The sequence below is a fragment of the Leptospira broomii serovar Hurstbridge str. 5399 genome, from assembly GCF_000243715.2.
Lineage (GTDB): Bacteria > Spirochaetota > Leptospiria > Leptospirales > Leptospiraceae > Leptospira_B > Leptospira_B broomii.
Genome location: NZ_AHMO02000008.1, coordinates 2,345,908 through 2,371,698 on the forward strand (window position 1 = coordinate 2,345,908; position 25,791 = coordinate 2,371,698).

General features: G+C 43.7%; 27 protein-coding genes. 16 read left to right on the plus strand and 11 right to left on the minus strand.

Features of this window, described 5'->3' with window-relative positions; all coding sequences use genetic code 11:
• Positions 1 to 10: 10 nt before the first annotated feature.
• Together LEP1GSC050_RS16420 and LEP1GSC050_RS16425 are read right to left on the minus strand one after the other, a co-directional pair.
• The gene (locus LEP1GSC050_RS16420; RefSeq protein WP_010568840.1) at positions 11 to 562 is read right to left on the minus strand and encodes a SiaB family protein kinase; all 552 of its coding nucleotides are present in this window, start codon (positions 560 to 562) and stop codon (positions 11 to 13) included.
• Positions 563 to 570: 8 nt separating this feature from the next.
• The gene (locus LEP1GSC050_RS16425; protein ID WP_020987516.1) at positions 571 to 1,857 is read right to left on the minus strand and encodes a beta-ketoacyl-[acyl-carrier-protein] synthase family protein; all 1,287 of its coding nucleotides are present in this window, start codon (positions 1,855 to 1,857) and stop codon (positions 571 to 573) included.
• A gap of 251 nt (positions 1,858 to 2,108) precedes the next feature.
• Between LEP1GSC050_RS16425 and LEP1GSC050_RS16430 the strand changes: the two genes are divergently transcribed.
• Both LEP1GSC050_RS16430 and LEP1GSC050_RS16435 read left to right on the plus strand, forming a co-directional pair.
• On the plus strand, positions 2,109 to 3,563 hold the full coding sequence (locus LEP1GSC050_RS16430; RefSeq protein WP_010568842.1) for an adenylate/guanylate cyclase domain-containing protein: 1,455 nt from the start codon (positions 2,109 to 2,111) through the stop codon (positions 3,561 to 3,563).
• A gap of 44 nt (positions 3,564 to 3,607) precedes the next feature.
• Entirely contained in the window at positions 3,608 to 4,123 is a 516-nt protein-coding gene (locus LEP1GSC050_RS16435) for an LA_2478/LA_2722/LA_4182 family protein (protein WP_010568843.1), read from the plus strand.
• Between the two features lie 95 nt (positions 4,124 to 4,218).
• Here the strand turns inward: LEP1GSC050_RS16435 and LEP1GSC050_RS16440 are convergent, their stop codons facing one another.
• From LEP1GSC050_RS16440 to LEP1GSC050_RS16465, 6 genes are all read right to left on the minus strand, one after another.
• Entirely contained in the window at positions 4,219 to 4,650 is a 432-nt protein-coding gene (locus LEP1GSC050_RS16440; RefSeq protein ID WP_010568844.1) for an SRPBCC family protein, read from the minus strand.
• Positions 4,651 to 4,911: 261 nt separating this feature from the next.
• Entirely contained in the window at positions 4,912 to 5,880 is a 969-nt protein-coding gene (locus tag LEP1GSC050_RS16445; protein WP_020987173.1) for a lysylphosphatidylglycerol synthase transmembrane domain-containing protein, read from the minus strand.
• A gap of 19 nt (positions 5,881 to 5,899) precedes the next feature.
• On the minus strand, positions 5,900 to 6,250 hold the full coding sequence (locus LEP1GSC050_RS16450; protein WP_010568845.1) for a histidine triad nucleotide-binding protein: 351 nt from the start codon (positions 6,248 to 6,250) through the stop codon (positions 5,900 to 5,902).
• Complete coding sequence (locus LEP1GSC050_RS16455) at positions 6,247 to 7,152, minus strand: ROK family protein (protein ID WP_010568846.1); 906 nt, start codon at positions 7,150 to 7,152, stop codon at positions 6,247 to 6,249. The genes LEP1GSC050_RS16450 and LEP1GSC050_RS16455 overlap by 4 nt, the downstream gene beginning before the upstream one ends.
• A complete protein-coding gene (locus tag LEP1GSC050_RS16460; RefSeq protein ID WP_010568847.1) occupies positions 7,149 to 7,814 on the minus strand; it encodes an ABC transporter ATP-binding protein in 666 nt (221 codons plus the stop codon). The genes LEP1GSC050_RS16455 and LEP1GSC050_RS16460 overlap by 4 nt, the downstream gene beginning before the upstream one ends.
• On the minus strand, positions 7,811 to 8,335 hold the full coding sequence (locus LEP1GSC050_RS16465; RefSeq protein ID WP_040911811.1) for a hypothetical protein: 525 nt from the start codon (positions 8,333 to 8,335) through the stop codon (positions 7,811 to 7,813). Before LEP1GSC050_RS16465 ends, LEP1GSC050_RS16460 begins: the two co-directional genes overlap by 4 nt.
• Positions 8,336 to 8,405: 70 nt before the next feature.
• On the opposite strand from LEP1GSC050_RS16465, the gene LEP1GSC050_RS16470 reads away from it, so the two are divergent.
• The 9 genes from LEP1GSC050_RS16470 to pssA all read left to right on the plus strand — a co-directional run bounded on the left by LEP1GSC050_RS16470 (position 8,406) and on the right by pssA (position 17,857).
• Positions 8,406 to 9,968, plus strand: a complete 1,563-nt coding sequence (locus LEP1GSC050_RS16470; RefSeq protein WP_010568849.1) for a tetratricopeptide repeat protein — start codon at positions 8,406 to 8,408, stop codon at positions 9,966 to 9,968.
• A gap of 141 nt (positions 9,969 to 10,109) precedes the next feature.
• Entirely contained in the window at positions 10,110 to 10,721 is a 612-nt protein-coding gene (locus tag LEP1GSC050_RS16475) for a hypothetical protein (protein ID WP_020987397.1), read from the plus strand.
• A 140-nt stretch (positions 10,722 to 10,861) separates the two neighbouring features.
• The gene (locus LEP1GSC050_RS16480; RefSeq protein WP_020987551.1) at positions 10,862 to 12,262 is read left to right on the plus strand and encodes a TolC family protein; all 1,401 of its coding nucleotides are present in this window, start codon (positions 10,862 to 10,864) and stop codon (positions 12,260 to 12,262) included.
• Positions 12,259 to 13,437 carry an efflux RND transporter periplasmic adaptor subunit gene (locus LEP1GSC050_RS16485; protein ID WP_010568851.1) on the plus strand — a complete coding sequence of 393 codons (1,179 nt, stop codon included), beginning with the start codon at positions 12,259 to 12,261 and terminating at the stop codon, positions 13,435 to 13,437. Before LEP1GSC050_RS16480 ends, LEP1GSC050_RS16485 begins: the two co-directional genes overlap by 4 nt.
• A 313-nt stretch (positions 13,438 to 13,750) precedes the next feature.
• Entirely contained in the window at positions 13,751 to 14,359 is a 609-nt protein-coding gene (lexA, locus tag LEP1GSC050_RS16490) for a transcriptional repressor LexA (protein ID WP_010568852.1), read from the plus strand.
• Between the two features lie 57 nt (positions 14,360 to 14,416).
• A complete protein-coding gene (locus LEP1GSC050_RS16495) occupies positions 14,417 to 14,719 on the plus strand; it encodes an LA_1448 family UV-C exposure upregulated protein (protein ID WP_010568853.1) in 303 nt (100 codons plus the stop codon).
• Positions 14,709 to 16,079, plus strand: a complete 1,371-nt coding sequence (locus LEP1GSC050_RS16500; RefSeq protein ID WP_010568854.1) for a S41 family peptidase — start codon at positions 14,709 to 14,711, stop codon at positions 16,077 to 16,079. Before LEP1GSC050_RS16495 ends, LEP1GSC050_RS16500 begins: the two co-directional genes overlap by 11 nt.
• A 9-nt stretch (positions 16,080 to 16,088) precedes the next feature.
• The gene (tsaD, locus tag LEP1GSC050_RS16505; protein WP_010568855.1) at positions 16,089 to 17,105 is read left to right on the plus strand and encodes a tRNA (adenosine(37)-N6)-threonylcarbamoyltransferase complex transferase subunit TsaD; all 1,017 of its coding nucleotides are present in this window, start codon (positions 16,089 to 16,091) and stop codon (positions 17,103 to 17,105) included.
• Positions 17,102 to 17,857 carry a CDP-diacylglycerol--serine O-phosphatidyltransferase gene (gene pssA, locus LEP1GSC050_RS16510; RefSeq protein WP_010568856.1) on the plus strand — a complete coding sequence of 252 codons (756 nt, stop codon included), beginning with the start codon at positions 17,102 to 17,104 and terminating at the stop codon, positions 17,855 to 17,857. The genes tsaD and pssA overlap by 4 nt, the downstream gene beginning before the upstream one ends.
• A 21-nt stretch (positions 17,858 to 17,878) precedes the next feature.
• Here the strand turns inward: pssA and LEP1GSC050_RS16515 are convergent, their stop codons facing one another.
• Both LEP1GSC050_RS16515 and LEP1GSC050_RS16520 read right to left on the minus strand, forming a co-directional pair.
• On the minus strand, positions 17,879 to 19,132 hold the full coding sequence (locus LEP1GSC050_RS16515; RefSeq protein WP_232225755.1) for a hypothetical protein: 1,254 nt from the start codon (positions 19,130 to 19,132) through the stop codon (positions 17,879 to 17,881).
• A 65-nt stretch (positions 19,133 to 19,197) separates the two neighbouring features.
• Positions 19,198 to 20,076: a hypothetical protein gene (locus LEP1GSC050_RS16520; RefSeq protein ID WP_010568859.1), complete on the minus strand. Its 879-nt coding sequence runs from the start codon at positions 20,074 to 20,076 to the stop codon at positions 19,198 to 19,200.
• 282 nt (positions 20,077 to 20,358) lie between these two features.
• Between LEP1GSC050_RS16520 and LEP1GSC050_RS16525 the strand changes: the two genes are divergently transcribed.
• Genes LEP1GSC050_RS16525 through LEP1GSC050_RS16545 form a run of 5 tightly spaced genes read left to right on the plus strand, consistent with a single transcriptional unit; the run spans position 20,359 to position 24,608 of the window.
• Positions 20,359 to 20,583, plus strand: coding sequence for an LIC12298 family protein (locus LEP1GSC050_RS16525; RefSeq protein WP_010568860.1), 225 nt, complete (start codon positions 20,359 to 20,361; stop codon positions 20,581 to 20,583).
• Positions 20,580 to 21,257 carry a JAB domain-containing protein gene (locus LEP1GSC050_RS16530; protein WP_408605408.1) on the plus strand — a complete coding sequence of 226 codons (678 nt, stop codon included), beginning with the start codon at positions 20,580 to 20,582 and terminating at the stop codon, positions 21,255 to 21,257. The genes LEP1GSC050_RS16525 and LEP1GSC050_RS16530 overlap by 4 nt, the downstream gene beginning before the upstream one ends.
• A 51-nt stretch (positions 21,258 to 21,308) precedes the next feature.
• Positions 21,309 to 22,052: an ABC transporter permease gene (locus LEP1GSC050_RS16535; protein WP_020987619.1), complete on the plus strand. Its 744-nt coding sequence runs from the start codon at positions 21,309 to 21,311 to the stop codon at positions 22,050 to 22,052.
• Entirely contained in the window at positions 22,049 to 23,248 is a 1,200-nt protein-coding gene (locus LEP1GSC050_RS16540; RefSeq protein ID WP_010568863.1) for an ABC transporter ATP-binding protein, read from the plus strand. The genes LEP1GSC050_RS16535 and LEP1GSC050_RS16540 overlap by 4 nt, the downstream gene beginning before the upstream one ends.
• A gap of 46 nt (positions 23,249 to 23,294) precedes the next feature.
• The gene (locus LEP1GSC050_RS16545) at positions 23,295 to 24,608 is read left to right on the plus strand and encodes a UDP-glucose dehydrogenase family protein (protein WP_010568864.1); all 1,314 of its coding nucleotides are present in this window, start codon (positions 23,295 to 23,297) and stop codon (positions 24,606 to 24,608) included.
• A 246-nt stretch (positions 24,609 to 24,854) separates the two neighbouring features.
• On the opposite strand, the gene LEP1GSC050_RS16550 is transcribed toward LEP1GSC050_RS16545, so the two are convergent.
• Positions 24,855 to 25,691: a thioredoxin family protein gene (locus tag LEP1GSC050_RS16550; protein ID WP_010568865.1), complete on the minus strand. Its 837-nt coding sequence runs from the start codon at positions 25,689 to 25,691 to the stop codon at positions 24,855 to 24,857.
• Positions 25,692 to 25,791: the final 100 nt, after the last annotated feature.

The following is a 25,791-nucleotide window of genomic DNA, read 5'->3' on the forward strand; positions in this document are numbered from 1 at the left end:
ACAGGAAAATTTAAATTCCTTCTCCCGTTGAAAATTCTTCCTTGTCTATCAAAAGGAATCTTGCAGTTAACCGAAAGAATATGCCTCCGTCTTCACCTTTTTCGAATTGAAAAACGAGCGGGAGATCCGATTTCCGAGCTATTTCATAAAATCCTAATCCTGCTCCCTTGCTATCCTGGGGTCTTTCGGAGCGAATCTGAATATTATATTTTTCTTTTAATTCTTCCGGAGATAAATGCTTGGTTTCTTCCAGTCGCTCCTTTAAATACGAGACTTTTTCCGGATGGATCGAGTTCCCACAGTTCAATTCCCAGTTATGAGCTTTTCTTCTCAGCACTAAAATTCCGATTCCGCTTTTTTCATCCCTTTCCTGCGAGTAATGAGCTACGTTCTGAGCCATCTCAACGAAGACTGTGAGAATCCGATTTCGCTTTTTTTCCCCAATAAGCTTTTCCTTTAGCAACTCGTTTAAGGAAGCGATCGTAGTTTCGGAAAATGGACCTTTATAAAGTAAGGCTACACCGGTCTTTCTTAGAATATTATATTGTTTTGACAGTTGCATATTTTTCCTCAAAAATCGGGAGCGGCCAAGCTAACGAAGGAAGATTGGCTGCCGATCGCAAATGCCATGGAAATCGCGTACCTCAGCCGCGTTTTGCGAGCGCCTTCGGCAGCATGATCGTGATCGCATTCCGGATCCGGATCCGTTAAATTGATGGTCGGACAGACGGTTTGATTTTTTAACATTAGAGAAGTCGCTGCCACGTTTATGATCCCCGCTGCGCCGAATGTATGTCCGAAAATAGGTTTAATGGATCCGACAGGAGCCCAATGAAATTTGGGTTTTCCTTCGTACAATAATGAGATCGCTCTACTTTCGGCCAGATCGTTATTATAAGTGGCGGTTCCATGGCCGCAAAAATAGTCGATATCTCCTAAATGGATATTACTAATTTTCATTAAATGCTTTAATCCGTTTGCAGCCTTTTTACCGGTTAAGTCCATTCTCATCGCGTGATCGGCTTCGTTATAACTGTACGTACCTATGACTTCCGCATAGATTTTTGCGCCTCTATTCAAGGCTCGGTCCAATCTTTCCAATACGAGGACGACTGCGCCTTCACCTAAAAGAAAACCGTCCCGGTTTTTATCGTAAGGACGAATCCCTCGTTTTGGGTTCTCCTTTTCTAAAGACATAACTCGACTTACCGGATCTGAATACATCATCATCAAGGGTTTAAGGAGAGGGAATTCATGTCCGCCTGCATACATGATTTCGGCGCGTCCTTTTCGGATCGCCTGATAACATAGGCTGATGGCGTGATGTCCGCCGACACAAGCCGCCGAGATGGTGGTTACGAAGCCTTGAATATTGGAATTGATGGCGGTTAAATTAGTCGGATTTGAAGCCATGGACGTTAATACGGAGTATCGGTCAAAGATACTTTGATCTTTTTCCTCTATATACTTTCTCCAGGCAAAATCCCACCAAGCCAGAGACGCCCTGGAGGAAGAGTCGATAAAGCCTACGCGAGAAGGATCTAAAGTCCCTTTTTCGATTTTGGCGTCTTTATTTGCCTCTTCCATCGCTGCCATTAAAGCAAAAGTTTCCGTGTTATAATTTTTAGCGTAATTATCGTTTAAATCCGGAAGGTGGCGCTTCCAGTCGAAAGTATTCATTTCTCCCGCGACTTTTACCGGAAAATCATCGACAGGAAACCGTGTAATGAATTGAAGCTGGGATTTTCCTTCGGAAATGTTCGTCCAGAAGTCCGGGACACTAAACGTATTAGGGAGAATAACGCCGATGCCGGTGACTACGACTCTCGAGTTTTTTCCGTTTTTAATCTTTTCCATAGCAAGAGTCGGGACGTAAGAATGGCGGTCCTGCACGAAATTGGAATAAAAAAATTATTCCTGCTGCTTTTCGACGGAAAAAAAAGGAAAAATTCTTTTCTCGCCACCTATAATGAGGAAAATTCCGAATTCTATCGCAAACTAGCCGTTTGCCGAACGTCCAACTATTTGTAACTATTTTCATTACAATTATATCTGTGTTCAAAGAAAGATAGGCATTCATTTGCAAGCTTCTTTGAAAGGAGAATATCATGTTTCAGGAAGCTAACTTAGAGCAAAAAGAGAAATCGTTAGAAGGATTTCCCACATTGAACAAATCCGATATCAATAAGTTTATCGGAGTTTTGCGTAAGGCAGGGGATTGGGACTTGATAAGAATCAATCCGTATCGATTCGCTTCGACATCCGATTTCAAACCCGAGGTTGCGTTAGACCTCTTTTTGCACGGAGCGAAAATCGGCTTATTCGATATCGCTTATAATATGATTTGCCCCGCCTGCGGAGGAGTTGCTGCCAGTCATAAATCTCTGGATCAAATCGATGAAGACTACTTTCATTGTTATATCTGTAATATGGATGTTCCGACTACGCTTGACGATCAAGTAGAGGTGACTTTTACGATTCATCCTTCCGTTAAGCGAATCGACGTAGTATCGCTCTCCCTGCAAGACGTAGAATCCTACTACCGGTATCATTTTTCCGCTAACTACCAAAAATCTCCTCAACTGCTTCGATTCATTCGCTCGAATCTGCATGGACTTCTTCGACTGGATCCTGACGAGTCGACCGTTGTAAATGTGGATGCGGAGAAGCTGAAGGCTTATCAGTTTACTTCCGTGGAAAATAACTCGGCCGTGTTTCTTTATTTCGATAAAGAAGGATCACAAAAATCGAATTCGATCGAACTAAATCTTCTTCCGAGTGGATTCACTCCGGCCGAATTGCACCTTCCGAAGGGAAAATACGATATTAAAGTGACGAATAATACGATCGGTAAAGCGGGTGGATTACATTTAACTCCGAGTATGAATCGAATCGCTGCGATAGTAAAAGATCATCCGACGAAAATAGAGAAATTTCTGACGGCTAAGAACCTACTGAATAACCAAACCTTTCGGGATCTATTTCGAGTTCAGCAATTAAGACAAAACTTAAACCTAAACGTTAAGAGTCTGACCATCATGTTTACCGATTTAAGAGGATCGACGGAAATGTACGATAAAGCCGGAGATATGGTCGCTTATCGTTTGGTAAAGGAACACTTTCGCCTGCTAATGGATGTCGTAAAAAAACACAATGGGGCGATCGTAAAGACGATGGGTGACGCGATCATGGCGGCTTTTTCCTCACCGCTGGAAGGTTTACTCGCCTCCTTGGATATGATGACTAAGATCGATCAAATGAATCGCGGATCTCATGCGCATGATTTCGAGATCGGATTGAAAGTAGGTTTAAACGAAGGACCTTCCCTTGCGGTAATTAACGATGAGCGCTTGGATTATTTCGGGCATAGCGTGAATATTGCGGCCAGAGTTCAGGGCCTAGCGAAAGCCGGGGAAATTTGGGTGACTAATTCGGTCTTAAACACGCCGGGGGTCGACGAACTATTACTCGAAAAAGGATATAATTGGGAAACGTCCGAAGCTTCCTTAAAGGGCGTCGGGCAGAAAGCCGTCGTTCATAAACTTTCTCCAGCAGTCGCATAGCATTTCGTTAAGCGATTGTCGATGTCCTCCATTAAAGCGGATATTTGAAAGAAATTTCTTCCTGTTCTCAGGAAAAAGAATTTCCCGGCAAACTCTTCACGTTAGGTTTGTCTGAAATTTATTTACTGGAGATTATTTTGATGAGATTCTTAATCCTATCTCTATTATCCGCATTGTGTATTTCTTTCCTCGGAGATTGCAAGTCCTCGAAATCGCCGGAGGAGAAATTAATGGAGTTAGCTCCGAGATTTCAAAAAGCGATGTGCTCGAAATCGATCGAATGTACTAAGGACGAAATCGCCAAGGTACCGGCTCAATACCGAAATATGATTCCAACTTTTATGCAATCCGAGGAAGCATGCATCGCTCATTTCAAAGAAAGCTTTGAAAAATCCAGAAAGGAACGTCAGGAAAAGAAACAGGAAGTCACTCCCGACATGGTAGCAGCATTCGAAACTTGTGTTGATGCCGTCGAAAAATCGACTTGCGATCTTTATAAGGGAAAGGGGAAACATACGATTCCCGGTTGTGAAGGCTTGGAAAAGTTCTCCAAAAACTGAACGAACGATTTATAGTATTTTAAGGCGGATTCCGTGTGAAGATTCTTTTCATCGGAATCCGTCTCGTAAGATCAAGCAACGTTCTTTGCCATTCTTCAGTTTCCTTCTAAAAGTTTTTTTAATTCGTTTAGAATAAAGAGCCAGTTTTGTTCGGAATGCTTTCTCGCTTCGTCCGACAGAATATTATCTTGCGTTACAACTAGAGAAGTTTCGCCGTTCTGGTCTGAAAGTTCGTAAGTGACGTTGGCATAATTTTCCGGCTTATCTTCCATATTGGAAAACGAACTGAGATAATTGTAACGAAATAATCGCTCAGGTTCGACTTGTAAAATCGTTCCTTTATCAAGATATTCCTTTCCCTCCCACACCCCTTTGAAAAGCAACTGACTCCCCACCTTCCAATCGGAAATCGCTTCCGTTCCGAAGAAATACTTTTTAATTAAATTTGGATCAGTCAATCCTTGCCAGACTTTTGCAGTACTAGCGTGAATGCGAACGCTTGCCGAGGCCGTAAATTGGTTTTTCATGATATCGTCTCTTGAAAGATTCGTATACAAGAAGCCCCGATAATTGCAAACGAAAACAATTTCGATTTAGTAAAAAGAAATATTGCTTAGAGGGGAGTTGGCCGGCAAAAATTTCAAGCCTGACAAAAGGTGTCATATTTAGTTTAAAGTTCGAGTCAGCGAAATCCCGAAAAAGTTCTTCGATCTCGAACTTTAAAGTTACGACTAGTTTGAAATACTTCGGTTTAGCTGTAATGTTTAATAAACGAATTAGATATCTTGTTAGATCGTTCGCGGATCCGTTTTTGTCCGATCGCTTCCTCCGGTAAAAGACCAGTAGGAATATAAAATTACCGTTATGATTCCTAACGCCATCATTTGACCGAGATGAACGGTAGTCGCATATACTAAACCTTCCGAGCTTTCTCTTCCAAGCAACACGAAGCCAGAAGTAATTGACGCGTGATAAACTCCCGCTCCGGAGGGTGCCGAAGGAACCATGACGCCGACAGCACCGCAGAACATGATGAAAATCGTTTCTAACGGACTAAGATGAATTCCGACCAAATATTGTAGGAGAGTGTAGTGAATCCCGTAACCTAATAACCAAGTCGCTGCAGTTAAAGCCCCATGCTTGCCTGCGTTTTTCAAAGTCAAGAACTCTCCAAGTTCGGTGATGAGGGGGGTGAGTTTATCCTGAAAGAAATTCCTTTTTCCGAATTTGGCGGAAACGTTCTCGCCGAATCGAGCAAGCTTCTTGTAAAAAAGTCTCACAAAAATCAGAGTACATACGATGGAAAGAATTCCCAACAAAGGCAAAATGAAACGTACGAAATCCTGATGGATACCAAGTAAGAAGAATGCACCCAGTCCTGCGCTGAAAATAAACGCGAAATCCAGGACCTTCTCCAGAAAAAGACTGCTTACCAAAGAGCCGTAGCTGGAATCTCCATCCTTTTTACATAGATAGAGTCGAAATATATCTCCTCCTCTTGCGGGTAGGAATTGATTGGCTCCCACGCCTATATACGCCGATAGGAAGGAGGTTTTGAAGGAGATTTTTCTTCCTAAAAGTAAATACCATCGCCAGGAAAAAAGAAATAACCCCCAAATTACGGCTATAAAAAAGGGAATCAAATATAAGGGCTTCCATCTTTCTTGAATATTATAAAAACCTGAAAGATCTAGTTTCCAGAAGAGAAGGCCTAAGGCGAAAGCGCTGATGATGATTCCGATGAAGAATTTTTTCAAGTCGTTTACTCCTAGGATTTCAACCGGGCGGCCAAGTCATATGCCGTCCACCCAACAGATGAAAATGCAAGTGGAAAACCGTTTGGCCGCCGAGCGGACCTTTATTATTGACGACTCGATAGCCGTCCTTTTCCAGCCCCAGAGATCGGGCCACTTCTCGAATCCGAAAAAGAATCTCTCCCGCTAGTCTTTTTTCCTCGGATCCGATATCGTCCAAGGATACGAAATGTTTCTTAGGTATAACCAGTACGTGAATCGGGGCTTGGGGAGAAACATCATGAAAAGCTAATATTTCTTCGTCTTCATAGGCGATTTTTGCGGGAATTTCTTTTCGGATAATTTTACAAAAAAGGCAATTCGGCTCGTTCATTGGATCCTTCCTAAGCAAAGACTCGCTGCGCCTAAAGCACCCGTTACTGAGCCTCCAGCAAGAATTCTCGTATAACTTCTGAATACCGGAAAGATGATTTCTCGAACTCGCTTTTCAAGCTGTTTTCCGAAAAGAGAATAGGATTTAACTAGACCGCCCGAGAGAACAACGCATTCCGGATTTAAAATATGAATTAAATTTCGAATCAATTCGGACAGAATCTCGATCCCTTCCTCTAGAATCAAGGTAGCTTCCTTTTCTCCTTTTTCCACTAAAGAAAAGAATTCCTTCGCATCGCTAAAATTTCTGCCGGTAAGTTCTCTATATCGAGTCGAGAACCCGCTAGTACTGAAATAAGCTTCCGCGCATCCACGATGTCCGCAGCCGCAGAGTGTTCCGCCTGGGCGTATCGTGTTGTGCCCGACTTCCATACTATTTCCTTTGTAACCGTCAAAGAGCGAACCTTCATAGACCCAACCTCCTCCGATTCCGGTACCTAACGTGATAACGACAAGGTTTTGGGATCCTTTGCCTACGCCGTACCAGTATTCTCCGAGAGCGGCACAGTTTGCATCGTTGTCGTAATAAACCGGTAATCCGAAGGAATCCTTTAAGTAAGAAACGATAGGAACGTTCTTTAGCTTTGGAAGGTTTGCGGAAGATATAAGAATTCCGGCGTCCTTATCGATAGGTCCGGGACTTCCCAAACCGATTCCGGAAATTCGAGAATCCCCTTCCTCCATTAATTTCCGGATGATCGTTTTTAAGGAAGAAAGAAAAGATTCAGCGTCTATGTCCGAGCCAGTGGAAATCGAAGACTCTGCGAGAAGAGTTCCGTGTTCGTCGGTCTTACAGGCTTTGACGCTTTGCGCGCCGATGTCCAATCCGAGGAAGGACTTCATTTCACGACTCGAGTAAAGCTTCCTTCTCTCATTTCATAGATGGTCTTTGCGTCGAATGCAAGATTCATGTCGTGAGTGACAAGAAGGACAGTCAAGCCCCTTGAATTGAAATCCGAAAGTAATTTCCGCACTAATTCGCTATTTTCCGGGTCCAAATCTCCGGATGGTTCGTCCGCCAGCAGAATTTCCGGTTCGTTTATCAAAGCCCTCGCGATTGCGGTCATTTGAATTTGTCCGCCGGAGAGTCGGGTCGGTAATTGATCCCGGATCGTATTCAAGTTAAGGCTGGAAATAAGATATTCGCATTTTTCCTTATATTCTTGTTCGCCGAACTTCCCGACCAATAAGGCGGGTAACAGAATATTCTCCTCGACGGTCAAATGGGAGACGAGTTCGGAAAATTGAAAAATCAATCCGATATAGCGAGCTCGGAAATCGGCCAATTGACCTTTGCTCATACTCGATAATTTCAGAGTATCAAAATAAATCTCTCCCTCGGTGCTAGTGAGCATTCCGGTGATCATCGAGAGTAGAGTGGTTTTGCCCGATCCGGAAGGACCTACAATAGCGACATAATCGGATTGGTTTACGTCAAATGAAACGGAATTAACTGCTTTCATTGGGCCGTACGTTCTGGAAAGATTGTTGATCCGTAGGATCATTTACCCCTCCGAATCGATTTGTAAGGGTCCACAAGAGTGTGAATGAATGCGGTCGTCCCACCGGCTAATCCTAGGATGGCGAGTTCATAGATATAGGCTCCGGCGTAGTCAAGGAAGGAAACTAATGCAGGATTTCCAGGTGGTTGAAAAATACTCACTGCGCTTGCGATTAGAAAGCCGAAAGAATGAATGATCCAAAGTTCCGTCGTTTCCAGCAGGACGCAGCCGAAGCGATTTCCGCCCACGGCCATCATAATTCCTGTATCTCCCGACCGACTCGAAGTCCGAACAATCGCCATAAAAATCAAGGCCGCAGTCGAAAGAGCTAAAACCAGGTAGGGAGAATTCCGGAAGAGATCGATACTAGAAATATCGGATGAGAGTTTGTCGGTCCGAATGGAAAAAAAACTCAGAACTAGACTGTAAGCAAAAAATAGGGAAAAGAAGATATGAAGCAGACTTGTAGTTGCGTCCCGAAAGAAAAGGGAGAAAGCGAACCGCAGGTAGGTGATTCTTCCCATCGAAAGCACGATACTGAAAAGGTTTGATTTTATCCAACATTTATTTGGTAAATAATAGAAATTCCGAAACATGATCTTTGTAATTCTTATCGCAGCAGGAATCATCCTGATCGTCGCAGCAGGGTCCTTTTTAATCCAGTCCAAGAAGGACTCGTTTGAAAAGGCCCTTGCCCTTGCTGCTATGGGAAATTACGTGGATTCCCGAATTTTAATCCGAGACATTTTGGATGCGAATCCCTCGAACGTGAGGGCCCATTACATCATGGCTAAGATTTACGCGATGGAAGGGGATCACGTCAACGAAGCCAGGCATTTAGAGAAAATTAAGAAAATCGGAACGTATGATAAGGATATTTCGGAAGTCGCGGTTTCGAATCGGATCGCCGATATTTACTATCAACAGGACTTATTCGAAGAATCCGTGTTTCATTATGTGGATACCTTATCTGCAGATCCGGAAAATCTCGAGGCGAACATAAGGATAGCCTTTATGGCTTTGGGTCAAAAAGAGTTCGGGATCGCCGATAAATTTCTTTCGCGCGTTCCGGACGATAAGGTAAAAATGACCGCCTTGTTTATCGCGAAAGGGGTTGTTGCCGCAACCTTAAGAAAAGGGGACGCCAAGCATTACTTCAAACAGGCCTTCGACGAAGAACCGGGATCGGCGGTTGCAGGATTTCTGTATTCCTTAACTCTCGCTCGTTCAGGTGAGCACGACGAGGCGATTAGAATAGCTAATTCGGTAGTCGATATAGTTACGGACGAATACGTTCGATTCACATTATTCCAATTCATTATGTTGGAGTTTTTGCAAAAAGGAGATCTAAACGAAGCTCTCAAGCATTCTAGGCTTTGTATGGAAATCGCCAGAAATAACGGCTGGAAGCAAGAGCTAATAGATTCCGATTTTCATTTCGCCTTAATTGCTGTCAAAATGGGTCGTTTGGAAGAGGCCAGCGAATATCTCATCGAAGCCGAGTCGGAGAGGGTCGACGACGACAGAATCATCGAGCTGGCAAACTATAAGTATCAGCTGGAAACAAAACGTCTGGAAGCGGGCAAACCTGCAAAGAGCGGTTACACCCCCGACGAAGAGATAGGCCGACTCTTACCCGAACTTTTTCCAGTGGAACGATATTACGAAATCTCAGGATTGAAATCTTCCAAGTCCTTCCATATCAAAGGGATCATTGACGAAGAGGGCGGTAAAATCATCGCCGACATTAATAAAATCGGTATCAGCGCGTTGGATCATTTCCGCAGCCTGAAGGGCGTAGAATTCAAGAATCTTTGCGTTAAAGTAGTACTCGCTTTAAACTACACGATTAGTCGAGAGATCCCGAATAAGGAAGGAGACGGCCTGAACTTTATGGGATTAAGTAAGTCGGATAAAGAAACTCGCGCCTTGTTTAAATTCAGAAGATGGAAGGACGCAAAAGTTTCGGATATTTTTTTAAGAGATACATTGAGTCAAGTGAAGGATTTAAGTTTGGATAAGGCGTTCATCGTGGGGGACGCGGAATTCACCGACGGCGCGCGACGTTTTTTGGCGGATAATTCGTCACGACTCTCCGTTCTCTATGGAAAAGATCTCGAGGAACTTTTGAAAAAAGCCTTAAAAACTTCAGTGTAAATTCGGAACTAAGACGGTGGAAACCGGTTCTAATTTCTAAGCATTTTCCTATTCGATCCTAGCGTTGCATTTTATTTTTTATATCATTGTTCTCGGTTTCCAAGAAGGTTTCTAAAATCGAATGAAGGAGAAAGATAACTTTTGAAAACCGATAGATTTATACAAAGCAGCAGCCGTCAAAATAAGCCGGGATCTATTTTTTTTTCGACAATACTGATCGGTCTTGTTGCAATTCTGAACTGTTCGAAAGAAGGGATAGTGCGTAGCTCTGTCGTTGAGAGTAGTCCTTCCGTCGAGAAATCCAAAATTTTCCTAGCCGGCCATACCGGCGAATATTCGAAAGATAGTGATGAAATCTTATCTATTTTGCGAAAACTTATAGCAGGAACCGTTCAAAAAGATCTAAGCTTTCTACCGAATTTAGTTTCAGAGGAAGAAGGAATCTATCTGGATATAAAAGGCCATTGGACTCGAAAGAAACTGGTCGAGGAACTTTCCGCGGAAAACAATTATTTCAGAACTTATTTTTTTGATCGAGACGCGCTAGAGAGGGTAAAGAAAAACTCGAACGTTAGAACGGTCCGAGATCTTCTACTTTCTTCGAAAGGAATCGAAGCCGACTTTTACTTCGAAACCCCTTCTGCATGCGAAGTGAAACTTCGATTTAAGGAAAATCGAAAGTTGGAATCTGAACTCATAAATCCGTACTTTAGCAAGATACGCGGAAAATGGTACGTTCATCGGCTATTCTAGAAATCTAGCGTTTGACGAAGACAAACCTACTTGCGGGCAACGATAGGAAATGCGGGAATAGTAAATAAGGCCGGCGAATGCGATCCAAGTCATTGTTAATACAACATAAGAATCGCATCTTGAATGCTCGACATAGGGCAATGTCGATCGCCGGTATCCTGCTCTTGCCGACTCTTTTCCTTCTGCCAATTTCGGCGGGTCTACTTTTGTCGGAAACAATTCCCTTCGAAACTTCTTCGGAGGAAAAAAAAGGAATCACAATTCCAAAGTTTAATCCTATTTCTGTTTCGGAGAGTCCGACCGGTCCCCAAGGAAGTTCGATCCGACTGATCGATTGGGACATTGATCGATTAACGGAATATGCCGTTTCCAATAATCCTCTTTATCTTTCGGAGCGGCAAAATATGGGAATTTCCCGAGGCGCAGTGATCACAGCCTCCTTGTATCGGAATCCTATATTGCAATTCCAGCAACAATTCATCGGCGGAAATCCGAATACGCAGGGCGGTAGTCCTGAAACGGCTCCTGCTCTTTATCAGGATTTAGACGTCTATGGCGTGGTTCCGTTAAGGACTAGAGTTGCTAAGAAATCTTTCGAAGCTTCGATTGCCGATTTTAAGAACTTCGATCGAGTTTTCAGGATGCGTCTCCGACAAAATTACTGGGCTTTCGTTTTCCTCACTCTACTTGTCGATACCAACAAGGAATTTTACGAGAATTATAGCGACTTACTGGAACTCACGAAATTTCGAGTTCAGAAAGGAGATATTTCTCCATTGGAATTCGAAAGGCTGGAATTGGAAAGAATCCAGGTGGAGAAATATTACCGGGATGCGATCGTTCATAGGCAATCGATCGAAAAGGATCTGCGAATTCTGAGCGGACTTTCCGAAAAAGAGGGCGTCTTTGCTTTTAAAGTGGATTCCATGCGATTTAAATCCCTGGAAGAATTAGGGCTTCATTTGCGGGAGGAATATATCTCGAACGATCGTCCGGATATCGTCGCTTTGGAACAAAGGCTTCAAGAAAAGAAGATGAATATCGAACTCCAGAGAAAGGAGGCCTTGGGCTGGCTCCAGGTCGGCGGAGAATGGAGGATCAAAGGAGGCGAGAATTACGGCGGAGTGTTCGCTACGATTCCGATTCCTATGAACGATCGGGGTCAGGGAAAAGTATTTGCAGCCAAGGAAGAATATCGCAAGTTCGAACTAGCGTTGGATGCCAAAAAAAGGGAAGTAGATGCCGAGATCGAAGCCGCTAAAAAGGAACTACTAGCCCGGGAAGAATTACTCACTAAGTACGAACGAATTAATTTATTACAAAAAAATAAACAATTAGAGGAGAAATCGCGGATCGCCTATGTGCGAGGCGCCTCCGATCAGGTTACGTTCCTTCAAGCGGAAAAAAATTATCTTATAATTCTTCGCGAATATTACGATCTTCTTTATCTTTATTTCAATGCAGTCGAAGCCTTTAAGGCCGCGACCGGAAAAAATTCCGATATTAAAGCCAGCACGCAAAGTAAAGGAGACGAGCGATGAAAGCCATTTTACAACGATATAAACTCCTTATTTTTCTGATCGTTCTCGTTTCGGGTGCGGCGTACGGCTATAAACAATATTATAAAAAGAAATCGGATAAAAAAATGACGGAAGTATCCCGTAATTTTTTTACCGTGCCGGAGGAAATCTTAAAGCGACATCCTTTAACGTTTGTTAGCTTAAAAGAAGTCTCCCAATTCGAGGAACTTGCACTCCCGGGTCGCATCACTTACGATCCCGAGAGCATGGCTAGGGTCGGCTCCACGGTGGAAGCTAAGATCAAGAAGGTTTTGGTCCGCGAAGGGGATCGAGTGAATCAAGGTTCTCCCCTTGCAATTCTTTCATCCGTACAATTAGGCGAAGTCGAAGCCGCCTACGTAAAGGCGAGAGCCTCTCTAGAAGCTTTAAAACTCCAGGCAGACAGGGCAAAAGAACTCTTTGAAATGAAAGTCACTTCCGCTAAGGAATATGAGCTCGCCACTATGCAATATAAGACAGCCAAAACCGAAGTGGAAACGACTCGAATAAAATTGGAAAACTACGGATTGACTTCTTCCGAAATAGAAGGAATCGAGAGAGGAGTATACGTCTCCTCAAATCTGGTTTTAAGAAGCCCGATAAACGGAGAAGTTACCGAGAGAAAAGCGATCATAGGCCAGCAAACTTCAAGGAACGAAGAGTTATTTACTGTGGCAAATTTAAATAACCTTTGGGTCCTGTTGGACGTTTATGAAAAGGATCTTGAAGGAGTGAGAGAAGGTGCACAGGCCACTATTTATCCGTTCGGAAACGAAGAAAGCACCAAGATACAAGGTCGGGTCGCCTATGTCGGAGCGATTTTGGATAGCGTTAAGCGAACAGCCAAAATTAGAATCATGGTTTCGAATCGCGGAGGCAAGTTGAAGCCGGGGCAAACAGTTACCGCTAAAGTAGCCGGATTGGTGGTAAGTAAAGGCGAAGGAAAACGAAAAACTTTACCTTTGGAAGCAGTTCATGAAATCGAAGGTAGGTCGGTAGTATTCGTTCATCATGACGATGGTACTTTCGAGGCAATGGACGTTGTTACTGGAGATACGATCGGCGAAGATGTGATTATCCTGAGCGGATTACAGGATGGAATTCAAGTCGTTTCCAAAGGCTCTTTTGTATTAAAAAGCGAGTATCTCAAATATTAATTAGAAAATCTGATAGATAGATTTCCCTCCGATTATAGAACGCTAAAATTACCTCCTTCGACGAATTGTTCGCGCTTTTTTTTCATCTGTGTAGGAGCTCCCTCGGGTTTTTTCTTATATCTTACTGGTCAAATCGGCATTTTTGTGATTTATGGCTATTCCACCGCTTCGCTCCGGCCCCCGCCCAGGAAGGGTGGGGCGTGCCAGTCTGATTTCACCCCTGGATAGGGAAAATCAACCCTTGATAAGATCGAATCGGCCATAACCCAAAAAAGTACTTGCACAACATCCATTCACTAATAACTTGTTAAGCATGAAGGATTTGACGGAAAAGCAACTCGCAGTGCTCCATTTTATCACAAACGTAATCAAAGAACGTGGGTTTCCTCCTACAATCCGGGAAATCGGAGATGAATTTGGTATTACTGCCAAAGGCGCTTACGATCACCTTAAAGCGATTGAAAAGAAGGGATATCTAAAGACTTCGAAAAACCAATCTAGGGCGATTGAGTTGATGAGGCAGAGTCCGTTCGAGACTCTTAATGTTCCGACTCCTAGTATTCCGTTGATTGGAAGGGTGGCGGCCGGACTTCCGATTTTAGCCGAAGAAAATATCGAATCGTACATTCCTGTCCCTGAAGAACTAGCGTCCAAAGGAATGACTTTCGCTCTAAAAGTGCAAGGCGATTCCATGGTGGAAGCCGGAATCAGCGACGGAGACATTGCTATTATCCAGAAACGAGATATTGCTCGTAATGGAGAGATCGTGGTCGCCCTAATTGATGATGAAGCGACGCTTAAAGTGTATTATAAGGAAGCTGATCACGTTCGTCTCGAAGCCAGGAATGCAAAATACAAGCCCATTAAAACTAAGAAAGCCGTGATAATCGGTAAACTCATCGGACTTTATCGGGTGTATTGATTTAGGGAAGAATTCCTGGTTGACACTTTCTTCTGACGGGAAAAAAATTCTGAAAGAGTGAATTCCCCGTCAGTGTACCGCAAATTCGCGGTTTCCCTCCTCTTTCTCCTACTTGCATTTTGCGCTTCTCCCAAGAAAGAAATCGGAGATGCAGAATTAAAATTGGTACTGGATTATCTTGCCGAGGCAAGATTCGGCGAGAGGTTATCCTCCGTATCGGAAAAGCCCATACCGAACGATAAACAGATTTTCTTAACGGCATGTGAACGCTATATGCTCGATTCAGATGCAGTTTTAAAAATTTTGAAAGTCAAAAACCCGCAGATTTATTCTAGCCTGGTCAAGTCCTATGAAAACTAAAGAAAGGCTAGCTTGGACCGGCGTCGTATTAGTCCTGCTTTTTGCCCTACTGTTTCGTCCGACTCCAGTGAAGGCGATCTCGGAAACCTCCGAGAAATACCTACAATTATTTCATGAAGTCTTAGGACTAGTACAAAACGGGTACGTAGAACCAGTCGATGAAGAAAAAGTTTTTATAGGGGCAATAAAAGGTCTCATCGCTTCTTTAGGTGATCCTCATTCTACCTTCCTGGACGAGGAAGAATATAGACAAATGAAAGAGGAGACTCGAGGAAGCTTTGGCGGTCTCGGAATGGAGGTCGCTTTTGCGGACGGAGCCATCGTCGTTGTTTCTCCGATCGAAGATACCCCCGCCATGCGTGCTGGGATATTACCCCAAGATAGAATCATCGAGATCGACGGAAAAAGCACGGCGAATCTAGGTTATTCCGAAGGGATTAAACTTATGAGAGGTAAGCCCGGTTCCTCGGTATCGATTAAGCTAGAGCGTAAAAATCAGAAGGAGCCGATTCAACTTACATTAGTTCGCGAGAATATTCAAATTCGTTACGTTCGATCCCACTTCTTTAATAAGGAAAAAGTGGGATATATTCGCTTAAACCAATTTATGGGCGAAAATACACAGGAAGAATTTAAGAAACAACTTAAAGCTCTTGTGGATAAAAAAGCGGAGGGACTCGTCGTGGATCTGCGAATGAATCCGGGGGGTCTTTTACCTCTTGCGTCGGCGCTCTCGGATCTTTTTCTTCCTCCCGGTTTGGATATCGTTTCGGTAAAAGGTAGAGGTGGGGAGTTAGCCGACACGGCAAAATCTTCCAATTCTCCCGATAAGTTCACTAAGATTCCGATGGTAGTTTTGATAAACGAAGGCTCAGCTTCCGCGTCGGAAATTTTTGCGGGGGCTATGCAGGATCATGCGAGAGCAAAAATTTTAGGGACAACATCTTACGGAAAGGGCTCGGTTCAGTTTGTGTATTCTCTTTCATACGGTAATGCGGTAAAACTGACCGTTCAAAAATACTATACACCGTCGGGTCGTTCTCTACATGGAAAAGGAATCCAACCTGATATCGTCGTAAAGGCAATCGAACCTACGGAAGACGATCGGTTTTATCTTCGTAAGATGGGAGAAAAGAAACTCCTAGATCAGTTAATCTTGAAATTTCCCGATTATAGCGAACAAAATTTTCAACTGTTCGAAAAGGCTTTGAAAGAGCTTGGAATCAAGCTTTCCTCGGACGTGGCTCGTATTCTTTTTAAGAATCGCACTCAATCCGAAAAGGAAAGGACTACTACGGATTTGGATTTGGATCCGCAACTTCGTAAAGCGATCGAAATACTTTCGGAAAAAAAATCCTAATTCATTTAGATGATCGGACTCGGAATAGAAAGCAGTTGCGACGAAACTAGTCTAGGAATCGTCAAGGACGGACGAGAACTTCTGTCCTTAAAAATTTTTAGTCAGATCGATCTTCATAAACCCTTTCGTGGAATTGTTCCCGAAATAGCATCTCGCGCTCATCTGGAAAAAATCAACATTTTGCTTTCGGAAGTCTTGGAAGAATCCGGTCTTGAACTCAAGGATTTGGGATACATTGCAGTCACTCGATCGCCTGGATTAACCGGTTCTTTGATGATCGGCGCACAATTGGCGCGTTGTATTCATGCGGTTTATAATACTCCCATTATCCCTCTTTGCCATTTACAGGCTCATTTTGCGGTACTTCAATTGGAAGGAGTGGAACCGATTTTTCCAAGCATAGGCTTACTTCTTTCAGGCGGAAACTCCGCAATTTATCGCATTTCCGAATTTGGCAGAATGGAGACGATCGGTGATACGATGGATGATGCATTAGGCGAGGCATTTGATAAGGTCGCCGGCCTGCTCGGATTGCCGTATCCTGGAGGACCGATAATAGAAGAATATGCGTCCTCCTACCGGCCTGAAAAAGGGGAGAAGGATTTGCTCCCGCCTTTATTACGAAATTTGGAACATTCGCGGGTTGCTTTCTCGTTTTCAGGTTTGAAAACGGCTGTTGCAAATTTGATTGCGAAGCAACCCGACCTATCGATTTCCAAGGTCTGCTATCATTTTCAAAAGACTGCGTTCGAATTGGTGGAACGAAATATTAAGCGAGCCGTGGAAATTACGGGGATTAAGAGAGTTCTCGCAGCAGGAGGGGTCTTGGCGAATACGACGCTCAAGCATCGACTGGAGGATCTTGCGGAAAAAAATTCCCTGGAATTTTTTTCGCCCAGAAAAAAGATCTACTGCACGGATAATGGAGCGATGGTAGCGGCTCTAGGTTATTATTTATTTCAGAAAGGCTATTCTAAAAGTTTGGAGTTCACGGTTAGTCCCGTGAGACAGGAGACGTACGTATGAACCGTAAGCTAAGTTGGATCCCGAACACGATCACTCTCGGAAATTTAACCATGGGATTTGTTTCCATTCTCATTGCGGCAGAAGCCACCGGGAACGGCCCCCAGGCTTATATCTTAAGCGGATTTTTTATACTTTTAGCGGCCATATGCGACGGTCTCGACGGTATGGTCGCCCGAGCTCTAGATGCCACGAGCGAATTAGGGGCCGATTTGGACAGTTTGGCCGATCTTACCGCCTTTGGTATCGCACCTGGATTCCTTTTTTATAATATGGTTTTAAGCGAATATAAAATCGACGTCTTCGGTAAGGAAGATCTCTTCCCCATCGGAATGCTCTTAGCTGCGGTGTTCCCGATTTGCGCGGCTTATCGTCTCGCAAGATTCAATGTTGCCCACGATCCTGCGTCTTTTACCGGATTGCCTTCTCCCGTAGCGGGAGTGACGATCGGATTCCTTCCCATCTTTCTCAATCGGGATAATATACCGCACTGGATTACGATTCCCTTGTTTTTGCTGATCGCAATATTAATGGTCTCTAATGTTCGATACGGCAAGCCGCAGGTGGCGATCCGATCCAAGTTAACGCCGGGAAAGGCCGCTCTGATGCTTCTCGCCGCCGCAATTTTGCTCGTATTTGTCGGGTTTAACCGTTGGCCCTGGTTGATTTATGGTCTTATTTTTCTATATATATTTTCCGGTTTAATTACCTTCCTGATACATCTTCTACAGGATTTTCGCGTAAAATTAGATTAAACTAGATTCGGATATTGATTTCTATTTTTCTAATAAAGGTAGAAATATTTGAAATCTTGCGCTAACGCTGTCCCCCTTCGCTTCTCCACCTCGAGAATGCCGAAGGTTAATAGCAAAATACGGATGATAGATCCGTAAAAATAAATAAACGGACTTATCTACGACTCGCAAACCTGTCTCTTCTGGCGTAAGGGATTCTTCCACGAAAGCGGGAAGCCGATTTCCTTCTTTTGCGAATAAAAGCGAAGACTGAAGTTTCCAGTTTTCGAAGAAGGTTAGATGCATCGTCGCTTCCGCTATGCGATCCCCGTTTCTTCTCCATTCCTGACCGATCTCCCATATCCAACCTTTTTTCTGAAAACCGTAGTACAATCCTCTTCCGCTAGTCCATAAATTAGAATTTTCGAATTTATAAGTCCTAATTTGTGCAAGTGCTGCCCCCCAACTAGTTTGGAAAAAAGCGATTCTTCCCCAAATCGCTTTGGAATGCAGGTTCCCGATTTCGTTTTCAATCGGATTGCCGAATCGTTCGAACTGTACGGCCGCTAATCGATTATATAGCCCCGGTTCCCAAAGAACCCTAAGAGATCGTGCACGATCTCTAGACTCCGTTGGAGAAGATAAACTGAATAATTGGGACGATTTCCCTTGGTAACCCGAAAAAAGGAATCTCTGATTCGATTCGGAATTTTGCCAATAGAACGAAAAAATTCCGGATGGACTTTCCTTAGATCCAAACGCTTCCAAACGCAACCGGAACGGACTTTTACTTAATCCTTTATCCTTATAAGAGGGGATTTCCAATAACAGAAAGCCCTCTTTCGATTCGGGAGAATATGCTAACTCAAGATATTCCTGAAAAGGTTTAACGAAGATGCCGGGACTTTTTGATGCACCTCGTTCCGAGTAATATAGACTAAAGAATGATGGTCCGATATAGGTTCCTGCAAAGGCGGAGCGAACGGACGGTTGTTCCAAAAACCAGAAAGAGGAAAATTCGAAGGTCTCTCGTAAAAAGAAGAAATGCCGAGAAGGCTTGAATCTGTTTCCGTAGGAAAGATAAAATCGATTTGTTTCGAACGCGACCGACGTTAATAAACGCTCATTTCGCTTTTCTAAAAAGAACTTTGAGTTTAGGCAGTTTTCTTTTTCTCGTATCGAGAATACACTTATCGAACCGCAAAAATCTCCACGAAGCCAGACCGTATCCTGGGATTTTCTATAAAAGCGGGACTCATAGGAAGAAAAGGAGCCGCCTGAGGAAAGAAAAGGCATTTCATTTTCCTTGCCACTAATTTGGACGACGGCAGCAAAGCAGAATAATAGAAAGAGCCCGGCCTTCAATACCGGCCGTCCAATTTTCGCTTTTTTTGGAAAAGTAAACGAAAAATTTTCTTTTGTTCGGCGGGCGCGAAAGAGTTTATCTTATCTCGAAAAATTCGCTCATCCGAACGAGACCATTTGGAAATTTGCAACGCGTCGGTTATCGAAAATCCAGCCTTTACGAGTTCATCAACCGTTAGCGGTGATAGGGGAAGGCGCGTCCTTTCGGATGTTCCGATCGGAAGCGACGGCTTCTCGGATAGTTCTCGGTTTTTAAAAAATTCCTTAGTGATTCCGAAGGATCCGGCTCCATTTACCTCGCCGCTGGCTTCACGGAGAAGAATATCTCCGGTTAGTCCGTCCCAATTCCAAGCAAAGCCGATCGTGAATCTTGTTTCGGAAGCTTTTCCTCTTTCTTGAGCTAACTCGATACTCAGACTTAAATGAGTATTTGATGAGTAGGCGCTTCTGAGTATTCCGCCGTATCCTCTTTCTTCGGAACTTTTCCGAAGGAAGAAATCTAAACTTCCGGATCGATTAGAAAATCCTAAAATAGTATGTAAAACCTCGCGGGAACCGCCGACCTGGAACGTTACTCTAAACGATTCGTAAGTAGGGGATCGATAGCCGATGCCGACTGACTCCAGCGGAGATGTATGTAAATCTCGGGAGTTCAGCCAAATTCCAAGAAGGCGTAGCTCGCCTTTTTGTCCGGCTGAGAACGGCGCCTGCAATAATGCGCCGCCGATAGTTTTAGTGCCGGATTCCCAGCGACCTAAGAGCGAAATCTCTCCTTCTTGATTCCAGGAGCGTGCAACCCATTCTATTGGAAGAGAAGGTGCTGGAGAAGCGCTGATCGGGAGAAGCAAGGTTCCGAGATAAAATAGTCGGCGCATGGGAGGAACGGGTTGGCAATTTCGTTCGGTGCGCGAAAAATTCTAAGGAATCCTTTTTTTGAATTTTCTTCCGATTCGGAGGCTCTATTTGTCCGGCCTCTCGGTAAAATTAGTTTCATAAGGAAAGAGAAGCGGACCTGCAGAGGCCGCGATCCCTATAGAAAATTTTTAGTAAACGCTTGACGACTACTATAATTTAGTTTAGTATGTATCTATCCGTTTAGTAGATTATAGGTGTGTTTTTCCTAATTTATGTCGTCTAACTAAACAGGGAGAGAAAGTATGATGATTCGATCTCTACAAGATACCGGAACATATGAGAGAAACCGTAAGGGTTTAACGGGTGCCGGGTTCGACTGGAGGGAAAGGGACCGAGCCATTGAGCCCGGTTCAAAGACCTTCGCGGACTATTTGGAAGAATCCTTTCAAGGCGATCTCGTTCAAGACGGGAATTGGTTTTCGGAAACGCTTTCCGAGCTGAGTAAAAAGAATCTAAGAAAGATCTGACTCTGAGCCGGTTTAGCGGAACCCTCCCGGATCCGAGGACACGCATCAGATATGAAGCGGATGCCTTAGATGATTGGGAATTGATTGCAGTCCTTTTGGGAAAAGGGGATCGTAATCGTTCTATAGAGGATCTTAGTCGAGAGATTCTGAGAGTTACGAAAGGATTGAGCGGACTTCTTTCCGTAGATGTCTCCCGTAACCTACGTGTGAGCGGCCTTGGAACTGCGAAAGCGTCCGTATTAATGGCTGCAGTAGAGCTGGCCAGGCGCTTAAAATACAAATCCTTACAAGGTGCCATTTTCGACCCGGTATCCCTGTCTAGATACATGCGAACCTTATTTCTCCCGATGAGAAGAGAGTGCTTCGTATTGGCCACGATTTCCCCGGCAGGAAATCTACTTCGTGCAGATATCGTTTCCAAAGGAAGCCTAGAGGAAGTAGGAGTGCATCCACGTGACTTAGTTCGTCTGGTTCTTAACGACGAAGCCTCGGAAGCAATTCTCGCACATAATCATCCCGGAATGACCGCCGATCCGAGTCGGGAAGATTGGGATGTCTATACTCGCCTTGGTTCCATTCTATCGGAACTAGATGTGAACCTATTAGATCATTGGATTTTTGGAATTGACGGGATCTTTTCTTGTAAACATTCTACTCGCCTAGACGAAGAATAATCTTTTTCTATTTTTAGGTATTAGGTGACCCAATCCAAATTTTTTCGAAACATGCGAATTCTATTCGTTCTGGTAAGAAGAGATTACGCTCTCCAATATGCCGGATCTGCTTTAGGATTAACTTGGATGTTTTTGCAAAATCTGAGTTTGATTCTGATCTATACCGTCGTATTTTACTTTATAGGAATTCGTACGAATGGGGAAGACCCGATCGACTATTTTTCCTATATGCTGAGTGGTTTACTTTTTTGGATCCCCTTACAAGAATACTTGATTCGCGGCACCGGAATTTTAACGGACAATCGGCATCTGATCAAACGATCCCCGTTGGGTCCGGAAATTTTTCTATGGATTCCTTTTTTTCAGTATGTATTGCACTGGCTGATTACGGCTGTGCCAGTGATTATCTTCCTATTTTGGTTCGGGAAAGCAAATTGGTCGGGGTTATTGCCTGGATCGTTGACGATCATTGCGACGGGGTTATTTCTTGCTTGTATCATCAATTACTTCGCACGGATCAATATAATTTTAAGGGATATTTCCCCCCTAGTTCGCCTTTGTTCTCAATTTCTTTTTTGGGGATTGCCGGTTTTATACCAGTCAACCGGAGTTTTAGGAAAATTGAATGTATGGAATCCATTTTTCTTTCCATTGGAACTTTTTCGATCCTTCATATTATCTAACTACGAATCCAAAGCAAGTTTTGCGGATTTCCTACCGTTCCTGGCTTTATTTTTCATAATTTTCTTTTTAAGCCGCGCTAAATTAAATCAGGTCGTGTTGGATCACCTTTGATACGTGTAGAAGGCATTACTAAAGTTTATTCCGGTTATAGTCGTCCTTGGCGTAGACTTTGGAATGCGCTGACATTCGGATATTTCGGCTTCGATATTAAATTTAAGGCGTTAGATGGAATTTCGTTCGAGGCGCGTAAGGGAGAAATTTTAGGGATTATCGGCCGGAATGGCGCAGGAAAATCCACTCTTCTGAAGCTTTTAACCGGTGTTTCCCGTTCGGATTCCGGGAGACTGGAAAAAAAAGGAACGGTCCGTTCGATTTTAGAATTGGGCGTAGGCTTTAATCCGGAACTGTCCGGAGAAGAAAATCTTTACTATAATGGTCTAGTTTGGGGTTTAGATCCGACAGAATTAAAATCATCGATGGACGAGATTTTTCGTTTTTCCGGACTTAGCGAATTCAAAAAGAATCCCTTAAAAAATTATTCGTCCGGAATGACGATGCGATTGGGTTTTGCATTGGCGACCGCAAAGCGTCCGGATATTTTAATCGTAGACGAAGCGCTTGCAGTAGGCGATGCGAGCTTTCAACAGAAGTGCTTGAGTCGGTTTCGAAAATTCTCCGAGGAGGGCACCCTCACATTGATCGTCAGCCACGATCTCGAGCTATTAAAGTCTATATGTACTAGAATTCTAATATTAGAAAAAGGTAAGCTCGTTTACGATGGGGATCCTGTTCACGGGTTCAGGGAGTATATGCAAATCATTGCGGCTTCTTCCGCCGAAGAAGGAGCTCAACTAACTCCTCATGAATCGATCTTAGAGTCCGTCCAAATTCGCCTTTCGCATGAAAATCGAATCAATCCGAGTTTATTGCCGGTGGGAGCGAACGTGGAGTTATTCGTTTCGGCCAAATTTAAAGAGGATTTGAAACGCTTAACGGTAGGATTTCATATCGATGATAGTCGAGGTATTCGTTCCTTCGGCACGAATACCTTTCATTTAGGTAGCGAATTATTCGGCGTCGTCGCAGGCGACTGGATTCACGCTAAGTTCAAATTTCCTCTGAATTTTTCCGCAGGAAAATATTCCTTAGGGATTGCATTGCATGCCGGAGATAGTCACGCGGAAGGATCGTATCTTTGGCAGGACGGTATTTTAGAATTCGAACTAGAGCGTTTAGATATGTCCAAGTTCGAAGGAGTCGCCTGGATTCCGGTCGAAATAGAGACGAAAAAAGGGCCAAATTCCTAGATAAATTCCTTCCCACTTCGACTTTGCTCCCTAACTTGGTCTTCGTATGAAAGTATGCGTTATCGGTAGCGGCTACGTCGGATTAGTAGCAGGAGCTTGCTTTGCAGAATACGGCAACCAAGTCATTTGCGTGGACAAGGATGCAAAAAAGATCGAAGATCTTAAAAACGGTATTATCCCTATTTATGAACCGGGTTTATCCGAGCTCGTTCAAAACAATTGGAAAGAAAAGCGGCTCGAATTCTCGACTTCCTTAAAAGAAGGAGTGGAAAAGTCGGATCTGATTTTTATCGCGGTAGGAACTCCAACATCATCGGACGGATCTGCCGATCTCTCCGCAGTCTTTGCCGTCGCGGAAGAAATTGGAAAATCGATTAACGGATACAAAGTCATCGTCGATAAATCTACGGTTCCGGTAGGTACGGCTGCCAAGGTAAAAGAGTTTATCGGAAAGCACACTAAATACGAATACGATGTGGTATCCAATCCCGAATTTTTAAAGGAAGGAGCGGCGATCGACGATTTTATGAGACCGGAGCGGGTCGTGATAGGAGCCGATAATGATCGAGCAGGAGATCTAGTCGCGCAGTTGTATGCTCCTTTTGTACTGAACGGTAATCCTATTTTAAGAATGGGGACCGTTTCTGCCGAGCTGACTAAATACGCATGTAATGCGTTTCTTGCCACGAAGATTTCCTTTGCGAATGAGATCGCGAATCTCTGCGAGTCGGTAGGCGCGGATTACGAAGATGTGCGAAAAGGAATGGGAACTGATTCTCGCATCGGACGCCAATTTTTATATGCAGGTATCGGTTACGGGGGTTCCTGTTTCCCGAAAGACGTTAGGGCTTTAATTCGCACTTCCGAACAATTCGGAAAGCCGTTAAGAATTATTCAAGAAGTCGAAGCTGTGAACGAAGATCAAAAAGTTCGGTTGTATGAAAAGATCGAAACCTTCTTCGGGAAAGGAGGGGTTAAAGGTAAGAAATTCGCAGTTTGGGGTCTTGCATTCAAACCCGGTACGGACGATATGAGGGAAGCTCCTTCTATACCTCTCCTTTTAAAATTATATTCGGAAGGTGCGAAGATTCAAGCCTTCGATCCTGTGGCGAAAGAGACTTCGGAATATTACTTCAAAGGAAAGATCGAGTATTCTGAAGATGCGTATTCGGCGCTAAAAGGAGCCGATGCCTTGCTACTTTTGACGGAATGGCGAGAATTTCGTGAACCCGATTTCCCTCGGATGAAGCAGCTACTAAAACAATCGATTATCTTCGACGGAAGAAATCAGTATAGACCGGGTCTCCTTAAAAAGGAAGGGTTTCAGTATTTTTCCATCGGGAAGCAACCGATCGAATGAGATTGGGGTCTCCCCGCCCTTCCTGGGCGGGGGCCGGTGCGGTGGAAGTACCGGGTCCAGATATCAGAACATTTCCTTTTTTGCAAGCGATTTTGTTTGGGAATTGTTTGTATGAGCTCCCACAGATTTTTGCTTCAAAAGAATAGTCGACAGTTCGGATAATTTCTGATATCAGGTTTCTCCGTAAAACCGCCTCCATCCCCCACCCAGGAAGGGCGGGCTTTCTCCCGCAGGAAATTGCAATATTTATAATGATCGAAGAATACCTTCCAGCTCTTTTTTTTCACTTGGATCGGAGCTTAGTTCCAATGCTTTTGTCAGATCATGCTTTGCTTCATTCTTCTTGCCGAGTTCCTTGAAGGCCATTCCTCTATAATAAAAAGCAGCTTGGGCGTATCCGGTACCCGGGGGATATTTTTCCAGATATAGAGTAAATGTTTTTACTGTTTTCTCATAATTCTCCATCTCGGAATAGGTAACGCCTAAATTGAATAAGGCTCTATGCTGGTTTTCCGTAGCGCTTTTATCATCAGATGAGAAAGCCTTATAAAAGTAATTAGCGGCCTTCGCATAATCTCTTGCTTCAAAATAATATTCTCCGACTTTTAGAAGTAATTTAGAATCAGCAGAATTCTTTTCTAAAGAGGCCAGAAGATTTCCTTCCTGATCGCGTTTCGAATAGGCGTTCTTAAGTGTCTTCACGACCATTTTTGTATCGGGCATGCCGGTAATTTTTTCGGTTATGCTCCCGTTTCGATCTAGGAATAGAAGGGTGGGGTATCCGGAGACCTGGTATTTTTTTTTCAAATTCGGAAATCTATCTCCATCTAGAGAAAGTAGTACGAAACGTGACAACTCGGCCTGAACTTCCTTTTTTGGATAAATTTCTTTTTTTAGCGTCTTGCAATATCCACACCAATCCGCATAGACATCGATGAAGATTGGTTTTCCTTCTTGTTTAGCTCTAGCGAATGCTTTTTCTACGGACGACTCCCATTGCACTCCGACTGCGGCAATATCCGTCGAAACTAGTGAAAGTACAGCGGAGAATAATGGAATAAGTATTAGATTCCGTAGATTCATAAGACGAACCTTATTATCAGACCTTTTTTCCAAGGTATCGGAATGGCGAATTCGGAAAAAGCCGGTTTTTTAGTTTACCCAAGGAATGAAGCCCGGAAAT

Coding starts and splice junctions, on each gene's coding strand:
- LEP1GSC050_RS16420 (WP_010568840.1), bottom strand. CDS start 562: ATGCAACTGTCAAAACAATATAATATTCTAAGAAAGACCGGTGTAGCC.
- LEP1GSC050_RS16425 (WP_020987516.1), bottom strand. CDS start 1,857: ATGGAAAAGATTAAAAACGGAAAAAACTCGAGAGTCGTAGTCACCGGC.
- LEP1GSC050_RS16430 (WP_010568842.1), top strand. CDS start 2,109: ATGTTTCAGGAAGCTAACTTAGAGCAAAAAGAGAAATCGTTAGAAGGA.
- LEP1GSC050_RS16440 (WP_010568844.1), bottom strand. CDS start 4,650: ATGAAAAACCAATTTACGGCCTCGGCAAGCGTTCGCATTCACGCTAGT.
- LEP1GSC050_RS16450 (WP_010568845.1), bottom strand. CDS start 6,250: ATGAACGAGCCGAATTGCCTTTTTTGTAAAATTATCCGAAAAGAAATT.
- LEP1GSC050_RS16455 (WP_010568846.1), bottom strand. CDS start 7,152: ATGAAGTCCTTCCTCGGATTGGACATCGGCGCGCAAAGCGTCAAAGCC.
- LEP1GSC050_RS16460 (WP_010568847.1), bottom strand. CDS start 7,814: ATGATCCTACGGATCAACAATCTTTCCAGAACGTACGGCCCAATGAAA.
- LEP1GSC050_RS16465 (WP_040911811.1), bottom strand. CDS start 8,335: ATGGGAAGAATCACCTACCTGCGGTTCGCTTTCTCCCTTTTCTTTCGG.
- LEP1GSC050_RS16470 (WP_010568849.1), top strand. CDS start 8,406: ATGATCTTTGTAATTCTTATCGCAGCAGGAATCATCCTGATCGTCGCA.
- LEP1GSC050_RS16480 (WP_020987551.1), top strand. CDS start 10,862: ATGTCGATCGCCGGTATCCTGCTCTTGCCGACTCTTTTCCTTCTGCCA.
- LEP1GSC050_RS16485 (WP_010568851.1), top strand. CDS start 12,259: ATGAAAGCCATTTTACAACGATATAAACTCCTTATTTTTCTGATCGTT.
- lexA (WP_010568852.1), top strand. CDS start 13,751: ATGAAGGATTTGACGGAAAAGCAACTCGCAGTGCTCCATTTTATCACA.
- LEP1GSC050_RS16500 (WP_010568854.1), top strand. CDS start 14,709: ATGAAAACTAAAGAAAGGCTAGCTTGGACCGGCGTCGTATTAGTCCTG.
- tsaD (WP_010568855.1), top strand. CDS start 16,089: ATGATCGGACTCGGAATAGAAAGCAGTTGCGACGAAACTAGTCTAGGA.
- pssA (WP_010568856.1), top strand. CDS start 17,102: ATGAACCGTAAGCTAAGTTGGATCCCGAACACGATCACTCTCGGAAAT.
- LEP1GSC050_RS16515 (WP_232225755.1), bottom strand. CDS start 19,132: ATGCCTTTTCTTTCCTCAGGCGGCTCCTTTTCTTCCTATGAGTCCCGC.
- LEP1GSC050_RS16520 (WP_010568859.1), bottom strand. CDS start 20,076: ATGCGCCGACTATTTTATCTCGGAACCTTGCTTCTCCCGATCAGCGCT.
- LEP1GSC050_RS16525 (WP_010568860.1), top strand. CDS start 20,359: ATGATGATTCGATCTCTACAAGATACCGGAACATATGAGAGAAACCGT.
- LEP1GSC050_RS16535 (WP_020987619.1), top strand. CDS start 21,309: ATGCGAATTCTATTCGTTCTGGTAAGAAGAGATTACGCTCTCCAATAT.
- LEP1GSC050_RS16545 (WP_010568864.1), top strand. CDS start 23,295: ATGAAAGTATGCGTTATCGGTAGCGGCTACGTCGGATTAGTAGCAGGA.
- LEP1GSC050_RS16550 (WP_010568865.1), bottom strand. CDS start 25,691: ATGAATCTACGGAATCTAATACTTATTCCATTATTCTCCGCTGTACTT.